The sequence below is a fragment of the Vibrio sagamiensis NBRC 104589 genome (assembly GCF_007990935.1).
GTDB classification, from domain to species: domain Bacteria; phylum Pseudomonadota; class Gammaproteobacteria; order Enterobacterales; family Vibrionaceae; genus Vibrio; species Vibrio sagamiensis.
Map to the genome: position 1 here is coordinate 65645 of NZ_BJXJ01000001.1, position 20692 is coordinate 86336.

A 20692-nucleotide genomic window follows, 5' to 3' on the forward strand; every position below is an offset into this window, starting at 1 on the left:
AGTGATTACTTCCAAGGTTTTCGGTAATTCACGCCTTGTAAATCCAGTAAAGGAAGATGCGCTTTTAAACGTGATAAATAATCTTCCCAATTACGATGTTGCCGTTTTGTCCAACAAGTCTCGGCAAGAGCAGTAATACGAGGAAAAATCATATAATCCATTCGGGATTGATTATTGATAATTTCACACCACAGTGCGGTTTGAACGCCCCAAATACGTTTTCTGATAGGGTCATTTATGGGAATATCAGACAAAGGTTCATAGTGATAGGCCGCCTCTAAAGGCAGAGTATTTGCCCAATCGACTCCGGGTTCTTCTGGGGCATAATCTTGTGTCATATCAAGGTAAGTGGTTTGGGCTGGCTGAAGAACGACATCAAAGCCTTGGCGAGCACAGTTCAACGCCGCTTCCTCACTAAGCCAAGAATAAATAACGGTATCTTTACTGACTTTATTACCATGATGGGCTTCTTCCCAACCCAGCATGCGTTTGCCCAATTTGCGTAATGTGTTTTCTGCATGACGAAGGAAGTGGCCTTGTAGCTCTTTGTGATCAGAGTAGCCATATTGCTCCATCAGAGCTTGGCAAGCTGGGCTGTTTGACCAAACACCGTTAGGCACCTCATCAGCACCAATATGGACGAAAGGGGCTGGGAACAGTGCAGATATTTCCTCTAAAACTTTATCGATAAACTCATAACTGCCCGGTAATCCTGGGTTAATTACATTGTCATGATAGTGCTGGATGCTTCGATATTGTGTGGCATCTTCATGCTCAACTAATAGGTGCGGTAAAGATTTAATCGCAGCACGGCAGTGTCCTGGGACGTCTATTTCTGGAATGATGGTGATACCACGTTGTGTCGCGAATTGAACCACTTCCCTGATTTCATCTTGAGTGTAGTAGCCTCCGTAGCGCTGCCCGAGGTGGCTATATTGAGGCTCAATAATTTCATCAATACCTCGCCAAGCGCCGATTTCTGTCAATTCTGGAAACGCTTTTATTTCAACTCGCCATCCTTCATCATCACTGAGGTGCCAATGAAAAGTGTTGAACTTGTAGTGAGCAAGTAGGTTGATCAACCGCTTTACCTGATCAATAGAATGAAAATGACGAGCACAATCAAGCATCATTCCACGGTAACGGAAACGTGGACTGTCATGAATAGAGCAACAGTTGACTTTAAATATCTGAGGGTTGTTCGTTGGCTGAACGAGTTGCAATAATGTTGCACAGGCATGGGTAAACCCAGAAGATGATCCTGCTTCAATTTTGAGAGACTCTTCAGTGACTTTGATCCTATAAGCTCCATCATCAAGAGTTGGGTTACTCTTAAATAATATGGTGCCACTGTTGGAGTAGCTCAGTGTAATGTGATGGAGACGTTGGAGTTCTTCCAGTAGCCATGTCCTAGCAGAAAGCGCCAAATCCGTGTGCACAGCCACCCCTGAATTTTGCTCAAAACAGAAGCTGAGGCTATGCATTTCAATATGATTAGGTTTTGGGATTAAGGCAGGCTCACTGCAATCTACGACTGGAATCACACTTCGCTCACGATAAGGTGAGGCTAAAACAATAGGGGTAACTGCAACAGAGTTGCGTTTAGGATGACCATCGACCATAAAATCGACGATGGCTTCTTTAAAACCATCCGAGTAGTAGCGAAGTGGGTTTGAGCCAATACTGAACTCACAGTAGTAGTGATGATTAGCAAGAAGGATCATGCTTTGAGGCGTTAAAGTGCAGAAGCTGCCAATCTGTTGCAATTGCCCATGAGAAATACTGTTGGGCAAAATATAACGATCAAACGCAAAAGAGATCGACCAGTTATGAAGATCGAAATCGCTTAAATTATGAAACGTTAAGCCAAAACGGCAGCTTTGCTTTTGCTCTGAGAGTACAACGAGATCGATGCGATATTCCATACTTATTTCCCTCCGCTCTGAAAAGCATAAAGGTTGTGTTCTGGCTTACCGGCAAACATCAAAGCTCCCTCGATAGCGTCAAATTGTGGAGAGACGATCCAGTTTTGGATTGGTGGAGAAAGCCAAGGCAAAATGCGCTCTGCGATACTGCCCATCAAGCAAATACTTTTGGCGCCTCGTTGATGAAGTGCAACAAGAAACATTTCGATATCGGCGGCGGTCTGTTTGAGTAATTCAATCGCTAGTGCATCGCCTTGCTCTGTATATTGAAAAATAGCAGGAGAAAATTGACCATAGTCACGAGGTAAAGCCTGTTTAGACCAAGCCACGATATTGTCAATGTCATGGTCAAAGTAAGCCATTACATGTTCAGTTAATGGTGTTGTTGGGGCGATACCGTCTTGAGCTAAAACGACTTGCTGAATAAGGCGTAACCCCATAACGGCGCCGCTGCCTTGATCCGATATTGGAAACTCTCGTCCTCCAACCACATGCTGTTTCAACCCTTGGATAAATAGCCCACACGATCCCGTACCTGCGATCATGATCGCACCGTCTTGACCATTATGTGCGCCTTTACAGGCACCATAAGCATCCGTGTTTAAGGTTAAGCTGGCAAAGGGATGTTTGAGTGCCATAAAAGCTTGCCATGATGCTTTATGTTCTGCACCGGCTAGAGCAAGACCGACATGCATGGAAGCAAAATCATGTTGTGTTAACCCTGCTTGTTCAGTAGCAGAGGCGATCGCATCCTGTACTGCTTGCATGGCAACCTTCGCTCCTAGCATGATGTTCGCGCTACTGCTTTTGGCTTCACCAATGACTTGTCCTTGTGCGTTTTTGATACGAGCGCGGCAGGAAGTGCCGCCTCCATCAATGCCGACGAAGTACATGCTCATGAATGCGTCTCCTTTGTTGTTTTTTGAGACGACAAAGTTGAGATGTAATTTGCTTGACTCATAATGGCGAGCAGATACCAAGCTGCATGGGGTATCCATTGTTCTCCCCAGCGCCAGCTTTGTAATAGATCATCTTTTTGTTGAGCAGGGTTGAAGGCAATATCTTCTTCATCTTCGAAGCCTGCGGTAATGCCGTTACAAATCCCGCCTTTTGCGTTAAAAAAGCCTTTTTGAGGTAGATAATCTGGGTTGTTATGACCATGTCCATCAAGCATGCACATATCATAAGGATTTAAGCCGACAATCCAGTTTAATGCGTTGTTTGCATAGTCAGAAAGTTGTTGTCTCATGGCTGATGAGTCGATGTAGGGCTGTGCGAGATATGCCATCGAAGATAATGAAGCCAAACGTGCATTCTCACCTTGCCACCAATAGCTAGACTCATTGTTATGGGCGATAAAAAAAGCATCTTTCTTGGCTTGAGATACAGCCTTAACGTATTGGCGTGGATAGCCGAAAGGGTTGTTTGCCTTATTGGTGATTGTGAGTTCAAACTGGCAGGCTTGTTGGACGACTTTTTTGTACTTAACGATAAGGTCAGAATCGTCTTCAATGTTGAGATATTCACATAAAGCGATAACAGGTAACCCTGCTTCTGCGGCATGTGAGTAGGGACGGCTGCCATCATGGTTCGCTGCCCAGAAATGATAGAAAGACTCATCACTGGTTTGGCGAGTACTCAAACGTTCTGCCCAAAAACGACTTTCAGTTAGATAGCGTGCAGACTGAGTAGCTTTAAATAATTCAACACTGGCTAGTAGGGCACAATATTCATCGATAATATTTTCTTCACCATCGTTAAGATACTGCGTATTACATTCCTTAAGATGCCAGTAGCCCTTTTCTGCAGCACTTAAATATTGTTGCTGATTGTATTCTCCATGCGTTTCTAGTTGAGCGGCTGCCGCTAAAGAAGCGATCGATACACCTCCACCTTGTCGAAATCCAGCTTGATAGTCGTCAAACTTATGTCCGAGTTGAGTCTCATAGGCGCAGATCTCTCGTTGTGAGGTATCTTTACTCCATTTATCAAAAACGGTCATGTAGAAGAAACCCTGTGCGCTTTGCATACGAACAAGAAAATCTGCACCGAAAAGTGCTTCTTCGATTAATCGGATTGAAGTAAATGGTGCCAAATGCTGATGAGTTTTGAGCAGAGACAAACCTTTCAGCATATTCCACACAACCATCGGAATTTGTTGTGGATTGAGGTAATTGGCATAGGATAGGTGACTGAGATATTTACTCACGTCACCAGAGGCGTCGTACCACCCTCCATGGACATCAACAGTTTCTGAACTGTTTAGGACAGGGACTTGTTTGTCTTTTTGATCAAAAATGCCGCCACAGCGCTGAGATTTAAAGTAGTGTAGGACATCAGATAAGGTTCGTTGTAGCAAAACATCCTCGTTAATCTCGAAACAAGCGGAACGGATATGATCAAATCGAAGATAGTATTTTCCAGGGGTTTGGAAAGAGGAAAAATCAATGGTGTAGAAGTGACCTTTATGCCAATTGGCGACTCTACCTTGCTTCTCTACGTTGAGTGATGCAACTGTTTGATGGCTATTGGCACATACCAATAACGCATGATAGGAAGATAAGCGGGGTTGTCTGGTTTGAATGATGGCTTGTTTAGAGCTTAGGCATTCGTAACCAATATGGTTAATCAGCAGCAGCATTTCATTTCTCCGAGGAAACAAGACACAAGGTAAAGGGGAGGAGCAGACCTACCCCTTACTTTGATTAATTTTCAAATAAGTAACAGCGAACAAAGTGATTCTCAGATAATTGAGTGACACCCGGTAATTGCTCGCGACATTTATCGCTAGCATGAGTACATCGACCTGCAAAAGGGCATCCGACTGACTCAGGAGTCCACAACGGGATTTCACCTTTATTGCCTTTTAACTTTTCATGAATGGACTTGGCAGGGTCAGGAACTGCTGATACTAAAAGTTGAGTGTAAGGGTGCTGTGGTTCATGGATGATCTCTTCAGTATCTCCCCATTCAACCATGTGTCCGACATACATTACCGCTAGGTCTTCTGCGATGTAACGTGCAGTAGCAATATCATGTGTGATGTAAAGAAGAGACATTTGTTTCTCGAACTTCATCTCTTCCATTAAGTTGAGAACACCCGCTCGGATTGAAACGTCGAGCATAGAAGTTGGTTCATCAGCTAAAACAACCTCTGCACCTACTGCAATATTACGGGCTAAGTTGACACGTTGACGTTGACCGCCCGAAAGTTGGTGAGGGAACTTTTGGGCGGTTTCTTTAGGTGGAATCAGGCCAACTTGTTCCAATAAGCAATAGACTCGCTCTTCAAGCTCCTTCTTATTACTCGGCGATACTTTTTTATGAATCAGTAACGGGCGTGCAATATGATGGAAGATATTGTGTGTTGGGTTAAGTGAGCCAAATGGGTCTTGCCATACCATTTGCACCCCTTCACGGTAGGACATGAGAGCCTGCTTGGAAGTAATGTCCTGAATGTCGCGGCCCCTATATTCGATCAGACCATGAGTCGGTGCGTACATTTTTGCGATCATTTTCGCCGTGGTTGATTTGCCCGAGCCCGACTCTCCAACAACAGATAAACCACGGCCTTTGTACATTTTGAATGATACGTCGTTGATTGCACGCATCTTCGATTGCTTAATTGAGTTACTGTTTAAAGGGAAGTCTTTGACGACATTCTTACCTTCAATCAACAGTTCGCCGAGCTGTTTGCTCATAATTCTCTCCAATGTTATTTCTTATTAGCCAGCTTTACTGCTTGTTAAATTAAACCTTCGCTTGAGCAATCATATCGCTATACAAATGGCAATTTGATAAACGGCTTGATTCAACTTCACGCAGCTTAGTTGGTATTCTTGTGCATGCTTCGTGGACTCGATCACAGCGAGCTTGGAAGCGGCAACCCTTAGGTATCTCCAATAAATTCAATGGGTTGCCAGGAATACCCGTGAGTTTTGTTTTAGGGCCAGTAAGAGGAGGGAAAGAGCTACCCAAACCTTTTGTGTAAGGGTGGTAAGGACTTTCCAATATTTGCTTAGAAGGTGCGACTTCAATGAGCTCACCTGAATACATGATGCCGATACGGTCTGAGAATTCGACCATCAAAGATAAGTCATGTGTAATGAAGAGGATGGAAAAACCAAACTCTTCTTTCAGCGCATAAATCTTTTGTAAAATTTCGCGTTGAACGACAACATCAAGTGCTGTGGTTGGTTCATCCATGATGATCATTTTTGGGTTAAGCGCCAAAGCAATCGCGATAACCAAGCGTTGTCGCATGCCACCAGAGAATTGGTGTGGGTAATCACTTAAACGGCTCGGGTGAATATCAACGATTTCCAGTAGACCTTCAGCACGTACTTTCGCTTGAGCTCGAGTCATGTTGGTATGACGCATGATCACATCACAAAACTGCTCTTCCATTGTTAGAACAGGGTTGAGTGCGTTCATTGCACTTTGAAAAACCATCGACATCTGACTCCAGCGGAAAGCTTGCATACGCTCGTCGCTGTACTTAAGAATATCTTCACCGTTGAAGATAACTTGTCCACCGGTGATAAATGCTGGTGGCTTATGTAAACGCATCAATGAGAAAGCGACCGTTGATTTTCCACAACCTGATTCACCAGCAAGGCCGAAGACTTCTCCTGGTGCAATATCAAAGCTGACGTTATTACAGGCACGGACATCGCCAGCATCTGTAATGTAGTCTACGCATAGGTTACGGATAGAAATGAGAGGTGCAGTCATGATTATTTATCTCCGCTCCATAGTGCATTTTGTGGTGCCAATTCTGGCTCGCGTTCTTGTTTGTCTTGCTGAGCGAGTTTTTTCCAACGCTTCATACCTTTGTGAGAACGAAGTTGTGGGTTAGCAATTTCATCAACAGCAAAGTTCAGTAGAGCAAGACCTGTGACCAGCAAAGTGAGGGCTAGACATGGTGCTAAGACTTCCCACCAAGCGCCGATCAGCATAGCTGACGAGGTTTGAACGTTGTACAGCATGATGCCCCAACTTACGGTATTTGGATCACCCAATCCGAGGAAAGAAATTACGGCTTCGGTATTGATTGCCAGCATGACAGAACCAATGAAGCTTGCGCCTACGATTGGAATAAGGTTTGGTAAAATCTCAACAAATATGATGCGGAATGAAGATTCGCCTAATACTTCTGCGGCCTTAACGAACTCTTTTTCACGCAAGGCCATGGTTTGGGCTCGAACAACCCGAGCACCCCATGCCCATGAGGTTCCGGCAATGATTAAGGCGATAGTGACAGGGCCTGCTTGACCAATGAAAGCAGCAAGTACGAACAGCAATGGGTATTGTGGAATGACCAACATGATATTCATTGCTGCACTGAGTACATCATCCACTCGGCCGCCAAAGTAACCTGCAGAAATACCAATGACCGTGGCGAGGAAACACACGATGATCCCAGCACCGAAGCCAACACCTAGTGACACGCGTGCACCATAAACCACCTGTGACCATATATCGCGTCCCATACGAGAGGTACCCAATGCGTGGTCAGCTTCTTTAGACATAATCATTGTACGGCGATCGTCTGCAAGGTTATTGGCTACCCACCCATCAGGATTATTTTGGGCTTGTTTGACTATTAAGCCTGGGTACTCGTGTGGGTTACCGGTGCGTTTGTCAGGTGCGTGCTTGGTTATCCAAGGTGCAGCAAGTGCAGCGAAGACAAACAGAGTAATGATGGCTAAGCCGACACGGGCGAAAGCGTTACCTAAAATCAGTTTCAATAAATTTTTCATGATTATTTGCCTCCCTTACGTAGGCGAGGATCTAAAATCATGTACAGCATGTCAGCCATTAAGTTAAAGCACAGCATAAACATCGTCATGATAATGAGCTGACCTTGAAGTACTTGGTAGTCACGAGCGTGAATCGCATTTAAAAGAACGGTGCCTAGACCTGGGTAGTTGAAGATCATTTCAATGATAAGTTGACCACCAATGGCCATACCTAAAGACATTGAAAGGGCCGTGACACTTGGTAATAGTGCATTTCGAGCTGCGTAATTGAATACAACGCGGTTTTCGCTTAATCCCTTACCTTTGGCCATCGTGATGTAATCTTCTGCCAGTAAGTTGATCATGTTATTGCGCATGTTGACGAGGAAACCGCCGATTTGAACGACAGTGGCACAAAATAGAGGCAGTACAGCGTGGTAACCCACGTTTTTTAAGAACTCCCAGCTTGTCCAATCAGGCACGGTACCTGGAGTGTAAGCGTAACCAGATGGGAACCATTTGAGGCCAATGGCAAACACAAAAAGTGCCAGCATTGCGATAACCATTTGCGGGATAGCTTGAATGATCAGTGTGCCTGGAGTCACAAAGGCATCGTATTTACTGCCGCGTTTCCAAGCGGCGAAAATCCCCAAGATTGAAGCTAGAGAGAATGACAGGATAACCGCTGTTCCCGCAAGGAAGAGTGACCAACCAAATGCACTTCCCAGTAAAGAGTTAACGGAAAGAGGATAAAATTGGATGGATGTTCCCAATTCCCAGCTAAGAATATTTTTGATGTATGACAGATATTGAATGTAAATAGGACCATCGACGAATCCCAACAGCTCTTTCATAGCTGCAATTCGCTCTGGTGTTACCTGAACCGATGCGTTAGCAAACATCATGGTAACTGGGTCACCAGGCATTGCTCTTGGAATAATGAAATTTAACGTCGCAGCAACCAAGAGTGCGACTAAATAGAATGACAAACGTCTTAAAAAATAACCCATAACTCATACCTTACTTACCCAGATTTTTCCCTGTTTCTGGTTTCAGGTCGCCTCAATCAAATTGAGAGCGAAAAATCCCCTGACGACGGGCGCCATACTGGTGTAGTCACAAGGGAATTTTTATAAGCGGCACATGATTGTGCCGCGAGACATGAACTTCTACTTATTCAACTGGTTTTAAATCCAATACGTGTAGTAGACGCTCAGGAATACCAGCCCAAATGTTTGGACGGCCTTTCGGGTTCTTTTCATCCCACCAACCAGTAAAGCGAGTGGTGTTGTATTGGTACATGTAAGCACCAGACAGAACTGGAACAGTCACTTGATCCTGAGCAATGATTTGCTGGATACCATGAGCAATCTTTAACTGCTCTTGTTTATCTGCAGTTTTGTAGAAGCTGTTGAGTAGGCCATCTAGCTTATCATTTTTGTAGAAGTGCATTGCAAAACGAGGCATACCATCACCAGCTTGCAGAGCTGAGTTGTAAGCGCTGTTCCAGTATGTGAATGGGTCTGCACCGTGAAAGTAGTTGGTATAAGCGACGTCGTACGTACCTTCAAGCATTGCTTGGTTGTAGACTGAGAAGTCAGGTGTACGTGCACGTGCTTTAATGCCGACTTCTGCTAATTGCTCAACAGCTAGTTGGACGGTGTTGTTGAAGTCAGTCCAGCCATTTGGAGACTGAATAAGCAGTTCGAAAGATTTACCTGATGGAGTATCAACAAAGCCATCCTTGTTTACGTCTTTGAAGCCCGCTTTAGAAAGTAGTTTCTTAGCACCTTCTACGTTGTAAGAGTTGTAGCCTTTGTATTTGTCATGAGTTTTTTCATCAGACCATGCTTCAAACGCATAGCCAAGACCTGATGCGAAGTCATTGACAGTACCGCCACCATAGAAAGCGATATCGATAATAGTCTGACGGTCAAGCGCCATTGAGAATGCACGACGGAACTCTACATTGTTCAGTGCTTCATTTTTAGCCGCATCCGGGTTTTTGAAGTTTACGACAAAAGCCTGTGTGCCTGACGGCGGGTACCAGTAATGGTGTTTAGGGCTAGATGCTGCGTACGTGCGGTCAATATCAGGAATGAAAGAAGATGACCAGTCAAGCTCACTGTTAACGACCTTACCTAAGAATTGATCGTTGTTAGCGATTTGTGGAACTCGTAAGCAATCTACATCTAGGTTAGCGGCATCCCAGTAATTTGGGTTTTCACACTGGAGGTAAAGTTGTGGTGTGAAGGTTGCGATTTCAGTGAATGGACCTGAGCCTACTGGATTTTCATTAGTGAAAGTCGCTGGGTCTTTGACTTTACTCCAAATATGCTTTGGTACAACTGGAACTTTGGCAATTTCGTAAGGAACGTTTGAGTTTGCTTCACTCAAAGTAAACTTAACAGTGAAATCATCCACCTTCTCTACGCCAGTAACCCAAGAGTTGATGCCTGATTGATCAAGCTCTGGTTTTTCTTTAACTAGATTGAAAGAGTAAACCACATCATCAGCGCTAAATGTTTTGCCGTCAGACCATTTTACGCCTTTACGAATATCGAAAGTAACGCTTAAAAGGTCATCTGATATTTTGTAATCTTCAGCAAGGCGGAATACCGGTGTGTTGCCGTGCATTTCATTAAAAATAACAAGTGGCTCATAAATAAAATCTGTAGTGGTATGTAAATTTGTCGCCCCCAAGAATGGGTTAAAGTTACGCACTAAAGTTGAATATTCTTTTGGGTGTACTGTGAGTACATTGCGTTCTGCAGCGTTGTCTACTGCAGCAAAGCCAGACGTAGCTGTGGCAATCATTGCTGTTGCTAGTGCTGTTTTTTTAATATTGGCAAGCATAGCTGTTCCTTACTATTTGTTTGCTTTCATTTCACTAATGGATTGGAGTGTCGTCAATTTGACTCACCCACTAAGATTTACCTCTTCTGCCTGTGAAATTTCAGTCATAAGACATCTACGAATCAGGGCTAAGAGTGGCCTGTAAACCTTAGCTAAGCGTAAGAAAACACTTTATCCATAAATTAATCAAATACGTTACCCGTTAAAAACGTTAAAAGTGGGGCTAACTCCGTAACAAACGTCATTTTGCTGTATTTTTACTCGATTTTATTGTGTCGATAAATTTTGATATGTGTCGCAACTGCTGTTGTGAATGATTTTTTATGTTAGTACTTACTTATCTCTTTAGCCTTTAAAATCTTAGCTTCTGTGTGCTTTAGATACTTTGTCGATCTGGCTCACATCGATATTCTACAAGGATTAACATGTTTATATTCAATATGTCGTTCTGTTGTGATTGGCTTCGCAATCTCTATCAATAGTTAGTGTGGGTTTGGTAGTGATAGTTTATTGATTTCAAAATACTGTATTTATATTGGTGTCAATATTCATAATCTGAATTAAATATCTTGATGTCAATTAGGTAGGCATTGGTGAAAACAAAGCCCTACCGTATGGCAGGGCTGGTGGTTTGAAATTCGAGTGGTTTTTACAAAGGTTTAATTGGTGAGCAATCTTTGTAACTTATTCTTTTGTGCTTCAATATAGCTTCGTTCAGGGCTTTGCTCTTTGCAATGTTCAAGGATAAACTCAATCGAACTAAGCACCGTTCGCCAACGTGGTGTTTTAGGTAAGGTCTCTAGGCGCATGTATTTGTCCAGTGTCCGAGTTTGCAGTGTGCTTCGGTCAAGATAGACTCGCCAAAGGCCACTTTGTTCGGCAAAAGCAAATTTGCTCTCTCCAGTACTTGATTCCCAATAAGCCAAAGCATGTGTAATTGTGTCGACGAGAATTTCTCGTAAAAGTTCTTGTTTGTCTTTTTTGCTACCCAGTGCTTTATCAGCCAGGCGGGTGAATTCCCCCCCCAGTTCCTTGAGCTTTTGTAACTGCTCTTTGTCTCCGTCGAAGGCGTAGCATGATAATACTTCAACAGCGGTTTCTAAATTATGGATTCGGGTTGCATTAATGCCACCACCTATATTAAAGATGTACATAACATCCAAGCCCGACTCTTCAGGCAATTTAAGAATATCAGCTTCAATACATTGGCGGATATCTTCAATGTAAATATCAATATTGCCGCAATAATGGGATTGAGTAACGGTTAAGTATTTTGGCGCAATAAGCTCATCTGCAGATGAACGTTTCAATTGTTCCAGATTGCGTTTAAACAGTTTGCATGCGGCTTCGTTAGCAAAACGAATACGATGGTCTTCACGTAAGCAGATGATCGCTTCTGGAGCCGACTCAAGTTGTTCCAGCAAACGCCCTTGGGTTTCAAGTAAGCTTGCTTCCACTTCTGCGCGTTTACGCAACTCCGATTCTAACAGTTGATTTTCAACATGGCGCATCTCTGCTTTACTGGCGGTTAAATGAGCTTGAATGCGCGCTGCTAATTCATGTTTGCTAAAGGGTTTTGACAGATAATCATTTGCTCCTGCTTCAAAGCCTTTTAAGCGCTCTTCTGTTTGGCTGAGTGCCGTTAACATAATTATAGGTAGCTCGGCGTGGTCATACATATTACGTAATTGACTGCAAACCTCATAGCCACTCATGCCAGGCATCATCACATCAAGCAGGAGTAGATCGGGTTTCTCTTTTTCGACTAATTCGATGATATCGGGTCCATCGCAAGCGGTTCTGATCCTGTAGCCTTCAATGCGAAGAAAGCTCTCCAAAACTCGTAAGTTGACCGGCTCATCATCCGCAATATAAAGCAATGGTCCATCTGAAGATTCAGGTAACGTTAATGGTTGAGCAGTTTCTAAATAGACCTCAGGAGCTTGGAAATGATCATATTGGTCTAAATGTCGTGTTGCTTGAATCTCATCTTCACTCGCTCGTGGCAAAGTAAAACTAAAGGTTGTCCCTACCATGGGCTGGCTGCTGACATAGAGTGAACCGTCCATAAGCTCAATTAACTGTCGGCTGATAGAAAGCCCTAACCCTGCTCCCTGACGATAGCGACCAGTATCATGACTGGCTTGAATAAGTGGTTCGAAAATATGTTCTAGGGCCTCTGCAGGTATACCTTGCCCTGTATCAACCACTTGTACACGAATTTGTTCATCAACCACGGTCGCGGAAATGACCACTTTCCCTTCCGGTGTGTATTTGATCGCATTACCAATTAAGTTATATAAAACTTGTTCTAATCGTTGCGGATCGGCTGAAACGGGAGGTAAATCAGCGGGGACTTGATTGATGATTCGAATGGTTTTGTTGCCCAGCAAATGATTCGATAACTCAAGCACTAAACGTGTCGCACTCGCCAGGCTAACGGCAGACTTCTGAATTTCCATATTGCCATAACGCATTTTATGATAATCCAATAAGTCGTCGACCAAGTTAGCTAAGCGTTGACCGCTTTTTATGATGATATCAAGTTGGTATTGCTGATGCTTTGGTAACACGCCATTAGCGCCAGACACCAGCGTCTCGGCAATACCGATCATGCCGTGCAGTGGCGTTCTCAGCTCATGGGAAGTGGTGGCCAAAAACTCATCTTTTAGCTTATTCGCCAGTTGCAGATCTTCGTTTTGTTTTTTGATGAGAGTGAGGTTGCTTTCCAACTCTTCATTCTGCTGCTTTATGGTTTGAATTTTTTCTCTGATAGAGCGTTGCATACGCTGAAAACTATGGGCAAGACGGCCTATTTCATCTTTTCGATCTGTATTAAAATTCGCATCATCAAGCTCGCCATTAGAGACTTTTTCTGCTTCCCATGTTAGCTGTAACAGTGGAGCAGTAATGAAGTTTGATAAGTAATGTGAAGCAATAATGACCAGTAAAATAGCGACCACCATGGCAATAACAAACAGTTTTTGTAGTTGATGGACACGTGAAAATGCCTCTTTTTCAGGAAGTTGAATAATAAGAGCCCAAGTTACGCCGTGAGTTTTTATTGGAGTAAAGGCGGCGATCATCTCTTCTTTTTGTTCGTTGCTATAAGTCAAAACATCAACATTGCCTGAGAATGATTGTTCGATAATCTTACTGCTATTAGCAACGTCTTTGTGTTGAATATTACTCGTTATCGAATGACGTTCATCACTGACTAATAAAGCTTCAATAGATACGTTATATTTGTTGTCAGCAATGAGTTTGGTGATGCCGTTATTCGGTAGACGAAACATAGCGTAGCTGTGAAGGTAGCCTTGCTGGATGATTGGTGCTCCCATCCAAGCCACGGACTCGCCGTTTTTTTGGGTAAAATCTGAAAATACCACAGGAGTGTAGTCTTCATTTACTTTGCGCTTTTTTACCACATCTTCAGTTAGGCGTTTAAACGTCTGCCCTAATACATTATCTTTGTGATGACCTGTCAGTAGATTAGTACCATAGTCATCACTTTTATTCGCTGAGTAGGCTACATTACCATTCAGATCAACTAATAGAATGTCGGTGAAATCAGAACGTTTGAGTAACTCTAAATAAGCTCGATGATAGCGCTTATGAAGTAATCGGTAGCGTTCGCTGCCTAGGTAATTACCCGATTCAGGGAGAATGGATGTTTTAACTTGATCGCCACTATTTGTTATATACCTCTGTTGAGCATTACTTCTTGCTTCATCTATGTTTTTCCCCAACTGACTAAAGGCGTTTACAAGGCCGTAGAAGCGCCCACCACTTGCATAAGCTAACTCTGAGCGAACAAAACCCATTACTTCAGTTTCTTTAGCAGTCAGGTAATCAAGGATCTGTTGCTGTTTTGTATCTCGAACTGATAATAAATGTGATGTACTTTGCTCTTGCAAGTCTTGGCTGTGAGAATGAAGGAAAAAAATCGCAATGATGGTCAGAGGCGTAATACTAAGCACTAAAAATGCGGACATTAAAGTGCTTTGTAAACGCTTAAATTTCTGATTTTTATAAAACTTAAACATGGATAAGATTACAACTCATAAAGGCTGATGTCTAAAAGAGGTATTGGTAAGACTCTCGTCAAAATAGACAGAAGTTAAACCAGATAGAATTGACAAAATTAACGAGTTTTTTTTCTTTGACAAGAAAGTTGGTTGCAAAGCGTGGTGAATGACGCAGTTTTTATCGAATGACAGATGGTTGAGCGTTTGCTCAACCAAGTTGTTTATCGCTAAGTTGTTTTACTGACGTGAGATTTTATTAATCCTAGGCTGCTTTGTTAATGTTGGATTGCTTAATTAATACTAGATCGCATTATTAACGCTAGTTCGTCTTATTAGGCTTTTTGGGCGTAATAAATAGCAAATTTATTGGTTTTGTTTAGAGTGTCACATTGTTTGAAGGCTCGTTCAATGATCGGAGGATATTGCAAGAAGCTATTCGCCACAATGATGAGCTCTCCTTCTCTTGTCATATAGTTTGGAGCTTGCCCCAGTAGTGTTTCTGCTGCATTGTAATTTGTGTCTAAGCCACTATGAAAAGGCGGGTTACTAATAATAAAGCGGTAATCATTACTGGTATCAGAATAGATATCTGAAGCGAAAACATGTCCAGATAGGCCATTTGCGATGAGTGTTTCTTGGCTGGAAGTGATTGCATAGGCATTGATATCACACATTTCAATACTTATATCTGGGTTGGCTTTAGCCATAAAAGCCCCAAGTACTCCTGCGCCACAGCCAAAATCAAGTACTTTACCCGATAGAGTCGGGAGTGTTTCTAACAGTAAGCGACTACCAAGATCGAATTCACCGTGGCTAAAAACGCCAGGAAGACTTTTAACGGTAAGAGATTGCTCACCAAGTGTGATGTTATAAGATTTGAACCAATCGGCTTGTATAAATGGTTGAGTTTCGTTGAGACAGTTTCCCCAGTAGAATGAACAGCGCCGAGCAGAGTCATACTTTTTGACTATACCGTAGGGGGTAAACATTTTTTCAACGCTTTTTATTCCTGAGCGGTTTTCACCCACGATGACGATTTCTGTGCCGACACCAAGTTTCGCCATTAACATCGCAAGCAAATACTCGGCTTCTGCTTTCGCTTTTGGCCAATAAAGTAAGAGCATGTCCGCTTGCGTTGGAACATCGAATTGTGAGCCAAAGTGGCTTTTAATCGATTCAATGTCACGGACTTGACGATAATAGCTGTAATTGGATGTAAAGATCTCAACCGACTCACAGTGGTTTGCTAATTCGATAGGGAATAAATCTTCCACTTCACCGGCAACTAATACGTGTTTGCATTTAAAGTACTCGATTTGGCGTTGAGCTATTTGGCTTGGAGCAATGTAAGCAGACATAAATTTGGTTCATCAGAAATCATTTGAGCCTGATTTTCTCATAATCTGGCCCAAGCATGAAGAGGGAGATACTTAGCTGTTGTCTTGTTCATCAAGGAAGTCTTTAAATTCTTCTTCGTAGATATTAAACAGCACCATAGTGATAGCAAAGATCAAAGGCCCGTAGATTAAGCCGATCAAGCCGAATAAATGAATTCCGCCTAAGAGCGAAAAAAAGATCATTAACGTGTTCATTCCTGCCCCGTTTTGCATTAAAAGTGGGCGGAGTAAATTATCGATTGAGCCGACCACGACAATACTCCAAATCGTCAGGAAAATTGCCCAAGTAGTGTCACCAGTAAGGAATAAGTAAGTCGCCGCTGGGATCCAAATCAAAGCAGTCCCAACCACTGGAATGAAAGAAGCAAAGCCGATCATCGTACCCCAAAATAAGCCAGGAAAGCCAGCAACCCACATGCCGAACCCACCAGCAAAACCTTGTGCAATGGCGGTTAAAAATGAGCCCATTACTGCTGACTTTGAGACTTGTTCTATTTCTGTAAGAATTTTGTCCTCTTGGCTGCGTGAAAGAGGCAAGATGTGTCGAACAGCTGAAATGATCTTATCGTGATCGCGTAATAAAAAGAATAACACGAACAACATTAAGAAAAAGTCCATCAAGAAGTTCGTAGCGTCACCCAGAATTTTTGCACTGATAGTAACAAGGTTTGTTCCAAATGTTGTTGCGAACTGGCCGATCTTTTCTGCAATTTCTTTGGGTTCAATTTTATCAAATGGGAGGTATTCGTTGATGAATGCTAACCCTTTGACAACCCAAGGGTGTTGAAAAACATCTTGAATACCGCCACTGGCAACCCATTTATAGGTGTTTTGTGAAAAAACCGAGCCTTGTTGAACTAAAGCCGCAAAGACGAAGAGTAGTGGGATCACAATAATAAAGGTGAGTACAATACAAGACAGTAATGAAACCACATTTTTATGCCTTGGTAACTTTTGTTCTATCCAACCATGAATAGGGAACATAAGGAGAGAGAGAATAAATGCCATGACGATAGAGTTGATGTAAGGTTCTACCAAGAAATAACAAGCTAGGCCTGCACCGAGCAATGCCGCGACAAGGATACGGTGGCTTGAATTGATTTTTAGATTATTTTGCATGCGATGAATCCAACTTACGGATGATTGAGATGTACGCTGATATCACAGCGTCAAATCGTAATGACTTTGCACCAACGACTTTTTCAAGCCTATGATAAAGCTGAATTGGGAAGGAGCAACTGACCTTGTTATAATGGCTATAAATTAGGTTGTTATCAATCAAGAGATAGAAAAATGGGCTGTTGTAACGATGATAAAAAATGCCAAGGTCAAAGCAAAGCCAAACGTATACCATGGTTTGGTATTGTTATTGGTGTACTCGCCATTATCGTGATTTTTCATTGGCAAACATAGTTCAAACGATAAAAAGGACCCTAAAGGTCCTTTTTGGCTTTTGGTAGTCAAGCAAAAAGCTTATTTTGCTTCTTCAGCGAGCATAGCGAAACAGCGATCGGCGGCTTCTAGTGTTGCGTCGATCTCTTTTGAACCATGAGCCAGAGACGTGAAACTTGCTTCGAATGCTGATGGGGCAAGGTAGACACCATGATTAAGCATTAGGTGGAAGAAACGTTTGAAGCGCTCGATGTCACACTTGGCCACGTCTTCGTAGCAAGTGATGGCTTCTTGGTCAGTAAAGAAGAAGCCGAACATACCGCCAACTTGGTTTACTACCATTGGTATTCCGTGCTTTTCAGCAAGAACTTTGAAGCCTTCGGCAAGCTGTTTTGTTTTAGCTGCAAGACGTTTTCCATTACCTTCCTGTTTAAGAAGGTTCAAACATGCAAAGCCCGCTGCCATTGCTACAGGATTACCTGAAAGTGTCCCTGCTTGGTAAACTGGACCTGTTGGCGCAACGTATTGCATGACTTCTTTACGGCCACCGAAAGCACCCACAGGCATACCGCCACCGATTACTTTACCTAGCGTTGTGAGGTCTGGTTTGATGTTGTAGTGTGCTTGTGCGCCACCCAGAGCCACACGGAAGCCAGTCATAACTTCATCAAAAATCAGTAGTGCGCCTTCTTTGTCACAGATTTCGCGCAGACCTTCGTGGAAACCTTCTACTGGAGGGATACAGTTCATATTGCCCGCTACTGGTTCAACGATAATACATGCGATTTCACCTTTGTTTGCTGCAAATAGCTCACGTACTGAATCTAGATCGTTAAATGTTGCTGTTAGAGTATGCTTAGCAAAATCAGCAGGGACACCTGGTGAACTTGGTTGACCTAGGGTTAACGCACCGGAACCTGCTTTGACGAGTAAGCTATCAGCATGGCCATGGTAGCAGCCTTCAAATTTCATGATCTTGTCGCGACCCGTAAAGCCACGAGCTAGACGTATTGCACTCATAGTAGCTTCAGTACCAGAGCTGACCATGCGAATTTGTTCCATAGAAGGGACTAACTCTGAAACAAGTTCAGCCATGGCGATTTCCATTTCTGTTGGTGCGCCAAAGCTGAGACCACGTTGAGCGGCATCAATCACAGCTTCACGGATCACTGCATGGTTGTGGCCAAGGATCATGGGACCCCAAGAGCCAACATAGTCGATATAGGCTTTACCATCGGCATCAAAAATTAAGGCACCATCGGCACGTTCAATAAATAGTGGAGAGCCACCCACTCCATTAAAAGCACGAACTGGTGAGTTGACGCCACCAGGAATGGTTTGCTGAGCTTTTTGGTATAGCTCGGATGATTTGGTCATGGGGGATCCTCTTTTTATTGTTCAAACTTGTTTGTACCCAAGTATTTTGCAACCATTTGGGCATCTACCTAACGGTTTGAGGTAAGTTAGGTGTGCGTATTGTACCTAGCAAAATCATAGTTAGAAACGTTTTGGTTAATTTATCTTGTTATATACCCAAGCGTTCCCAAGACCACTTGGGTATATATCATTATCTCAGACAACTAAATATTTGGCTTTTCATCGTGAGAACTTGATATAAAAATATGCTGAGCGAGCAAAGAATCATAGGTGAATACTTGAACGAACAAGTCAGGTATTAGATAATCGAGTTAATTAGGATAAATTTGACGTTTTGCCTTGAGGCGGACGCATGACACGAGTGAGAGGTCTTTCGTGAGCGAAGTAAATGTACCATTGTCTTTTTCTGATGCCGCAGCATTACGCGTTAAAACGTTGATTGAAGAGGAAGAAAACCCAGAACTAAAATTACGTGTCTACATAACAGGTGGTGGATGCAGTGGCTTTCAATATGGTTTTACCTTTGATGAGAATGTCAATGAAGGTGATACTACAATTGAGAACAGTGGCGTTACCTTGGTGATAGATCCAATGAGCCTGCAATACCTTATTGGTGGCGTGGTTGATTATACAGAAGGCCTTGAAGGGGCTAGATTCTTTGTTAACAACCCAAATGCTACCACGACCTGTGGCTGCGGTGCCTCTTTCAGTGTGTAACTAAATCAAATAGGGCAACCAACAAAGGTTGCCCTATTTGCATCTAGACGGGCATTTTTATTACCTGCATGCGTCTTATTTAAACAAGGTACACTCGGCCATAGAATCATCGGCCTCATAATGCAAAAGGATTTTGTATGTCTATCGCTTCTCTTCGGCAGCACTTCGCTGAACGGCCTTGGCTGGCTTCTCTCGTTTTTATCATTGGACTCGTAGCATGGTTGTCTTTAGGTCAGCTTCAAGCCGAAGAACCTTCATCGTCTGTTGCTACTTCGTCTGACTCACTCCCGGTGGCCAAAGTGGTTTACGACACGTTTAAGGCTCAGCCTACTCATAAAACGATCGAGCTCTACGGCCGTACGGCACCTAATCGACAAGTCAAATTGGCAGCGGAAATCGCAGGTAAAGTTATTCGCTTAGATGTGAAGAAAGGGCAAGGGGTTAAAAAAGGGCAAGTGATCGCCAAGATTGATGAGCGTGATTTAGACAGTCAGCTCAAACGTGCACAAAGTCTATTAAGTGTTAAAGAGAAAGAATTTAAAGCGGCTCAATCCTTGAGAAAACGAGGCTTGCAAGGTGAAGTAGCCTTTGCAACAGCAGAGGCAGCTTTGATTGATGCTCGTGCTAATTTAACCAATGTGCAAACCGCGCTAGGTAATACCACAATTAAAGCACCTTTTAATGGCATATTGGATGATAAATTTGTCGAAGTTGGTGATTTTGTTGCTGTTGGCGATTCAATAGCGACTGTTATTGACCTTGATAAATTAGTGATTGAAGCGGATGTCAGTGAACGTCATATTCAGTCTCTTCGTCCAGGTCAACATGCGGATGTTCGTACGATTGATCAGGTACAACATCAAGGTAACATCCGTTATATGAGCCGTATTTCTTCTCCTGCAACGAACACCTTTCCAATCGAAATTGAAATTGATAACCCTAATAGTACTACACCAGCTGGAATGAGTGCTGAAGTGGTGTTAGAACTTGATCAGATCTCAGCAATTAAAGTAACAGCGGCGATGTTAGCGCTGGACAAACAAGGAAACTTAGGGATAAAGACGTTACGTGATGGCCGTGTTCATTTTGTCCCTATTCAACTGGTGAAAGCAGAAAAAGATGGGGTATGGCTAGCGGGCTTAGGTGAGCAAGTGGATATTATTGTTTTGGGGCAGGGATTTGCTCGAGATGGCAATATTGTTGCAGCAACAAAAGCAAATCATGAGAGCACGATAACGGTGAATACTCAGTAAGGGAAC

14 protein-coding genes are annotated in these 20692 nt (G+C 43.1%); 2 read left to right on the plus strand and 12 right to left on the minus strand.

Annotation, left to right across the window (positions count from 1 at the left end):
- Positions 1–5 precede the first annotated feature (5 nt).
- The 12 genes from VSA01S_RS00275 to hemL all read right to left on the minus strand — a co-directional run bounded on the left by VSA01S_RS00275 (position 6) and on the right by hemL (position 18716).
- The gene (locus VSA01S_RS00275) at positions 6–1925 is read right to left on the minus strand and encodes a beta-N-acetylhexosaminidase (protein WP_039979347.1); all 1920 of its coding nucleotides are present in this window, start codon (positions 1923–1925) and stop codon (positions 6–8) included.
- Between the two features lie 2 nt (positions 1926–1927).
- Complete coding sequence (locus VSA01S_RS00280) at positions 1928–2824, minus strand: glucosamine kinase nucleotide-binding domain-containing protein (RefSeq protein ID WP_039979346.1); 897 nt, start codon at positions 2822–2824, stop codon at positions 1928–1930.
- On the minus strand, positions 2821–4566 hold the full coding sequence (locus VSA01S_RS00285; protein ID WP_039979345.1) for a glycoside hydrolase family 9 protein: 1746 nt from the start codon (positions 4564–4566) through the stop codon (positions 2821–2823). Before VSA01S_RS00285 ends, VSA01S_RS00280 begins: the two co-directional genes overlap by 4 nt.
- Positions 4567–4630: 64 nt before the next feature.
- Positions 4631–5626 carry an ABC transporter ATP-binding protein gene (locus VSA01S_RS00290; protein ID WP_039979344.1) on the minus strand — a complete coding sequence of 332 codons (996 nt, stop codon included), beginning with the start codon at positions 5624–5626 and terminating at the stop codon, positions 4631–4633.
- 49 nt (positions 5627–5675) lie between these two features.
- Positions 5676–6659, minus strand: coding sequence for an ABC transporter ATP-binding protein (locus tag VSA01S_RS00295; RefSeq protein WP_039979343.1), 984 nt, complete (start codon positions 6657–6659; stop codon positions 5676–5678).
- 2 nt (positions 6660–6661) lie between these two features.
- Positions 6662–7687 carry an ABC transporter permease gene (locus tag VSA01S_RS00300; protein ID WP_021710611.1) on the minus strand — a complete coding sequence of 342 codons (1026 nt, stop codon included), beginning with the start codon at positions 7685–7687 and terminating at the stop codon, positions 6662–6664.
- Positions 7688–7689: 2 nt separating this feature from the next.
- Positions 7690–8676 carry an ABC transporter permease gene (locus tag VSA01S_RS00305; RefSeq protein ID WP_039979342.1) on the minus strand — a complete coding sequence of 329 codons (987 nt, stop codon included), beginning with the start codon at positions 8674–8676 and terminating at the stop codon, positions 7690–7692.
- A gap of 163 nt (positions 8677–8839) precedes the next feature.
- Positions 8840–10522 (minus strand): ABC transporter substrate-binding protein, encoded by a 1683-nt coding sequence (locus VSA01S_RS00310; RefSeq protein WP_039979340.1) that lies wholly within the window; start codon positions 10520–10522, stop codon positions 8840–8842.
- Positions 10523–11181: 659 nt separating this feature from the next.
- The gene (locus VSA01S_RS00315) at positions 11182–14568 is read right to left on the minus strand and encodes a response regulator (RefSeq protein ID WP_039979339.1); all 3387 of its coding nucleotides are present in this window, start codon (positions 14566–14568) and stop codon (positions 11182–11184) included.
- Between the two features lie 314 nt (positions 14569–14882).
- Entirely contained in the window at positions 14883–15908 is a 1026-nt protein-coding gene (rsmC, locus tag VSA01S_RS00320; RefSeq protein WP_039979337.1) for a 16S rRNA (guanine(1207)-N(2))-methyltransferase RsmC, read from the minus strand.
- Positions 15909–15980: 72 nt separating this feature from the next.
- Complete coding sequence (locus tag VSA01S_RS00325; protein WP_039979336.1) at positions 15981–17066, minus strand: AI-2E family transporter; 1086 nt, start codon at positions 17064–17066, stop codon at positions 15981–15983.
- Between the two features lie 354 nt (positions 17067–17420).
- Entirely contained in the window at positions 17421–18716 is a 1296-nt protein-coding gene (hemL, locus tag VSA01S_RS00330; protein ID WP_039979335.1) for a glutamate-1-semialdehyde 2,1-aminomutase, read from the minus strand.
- A gap of 375 nt (positions 18717–19091) precedes the next feature.
- On the opposite strand from hemL, the gene erpA reads away from it, so the two are divergent.
- Both erpA and VSA01S_RS00340 read left to right on the plus strand, forming a co-directional pair.
- A complete protein-coding gene (gene erpA / locus VSA01S_RS00335; protein ID WP_021710618.1) occupies positions 19092–19433 on the plus strand; it encodes an iron-sulfur cluster insertion protein ErpA in 342 nt (113 codons plus the stop codon).
- 137 nt (positions 19434–19570) lie between these two features.
- Complete coding sequence (locus VSA01S_RS00340; RefSeq protein ID WP_039979334.1) at positions 19571–20686, plus strand: efflux RND transporter periplasmic adaptor subunit; 1116 nt, start codon at positions 19571–19573, stop codon at positions 20684–20686.
- The last annotated feature ends 6 nt before the right edge of the window (positions 20687–20692 follow it).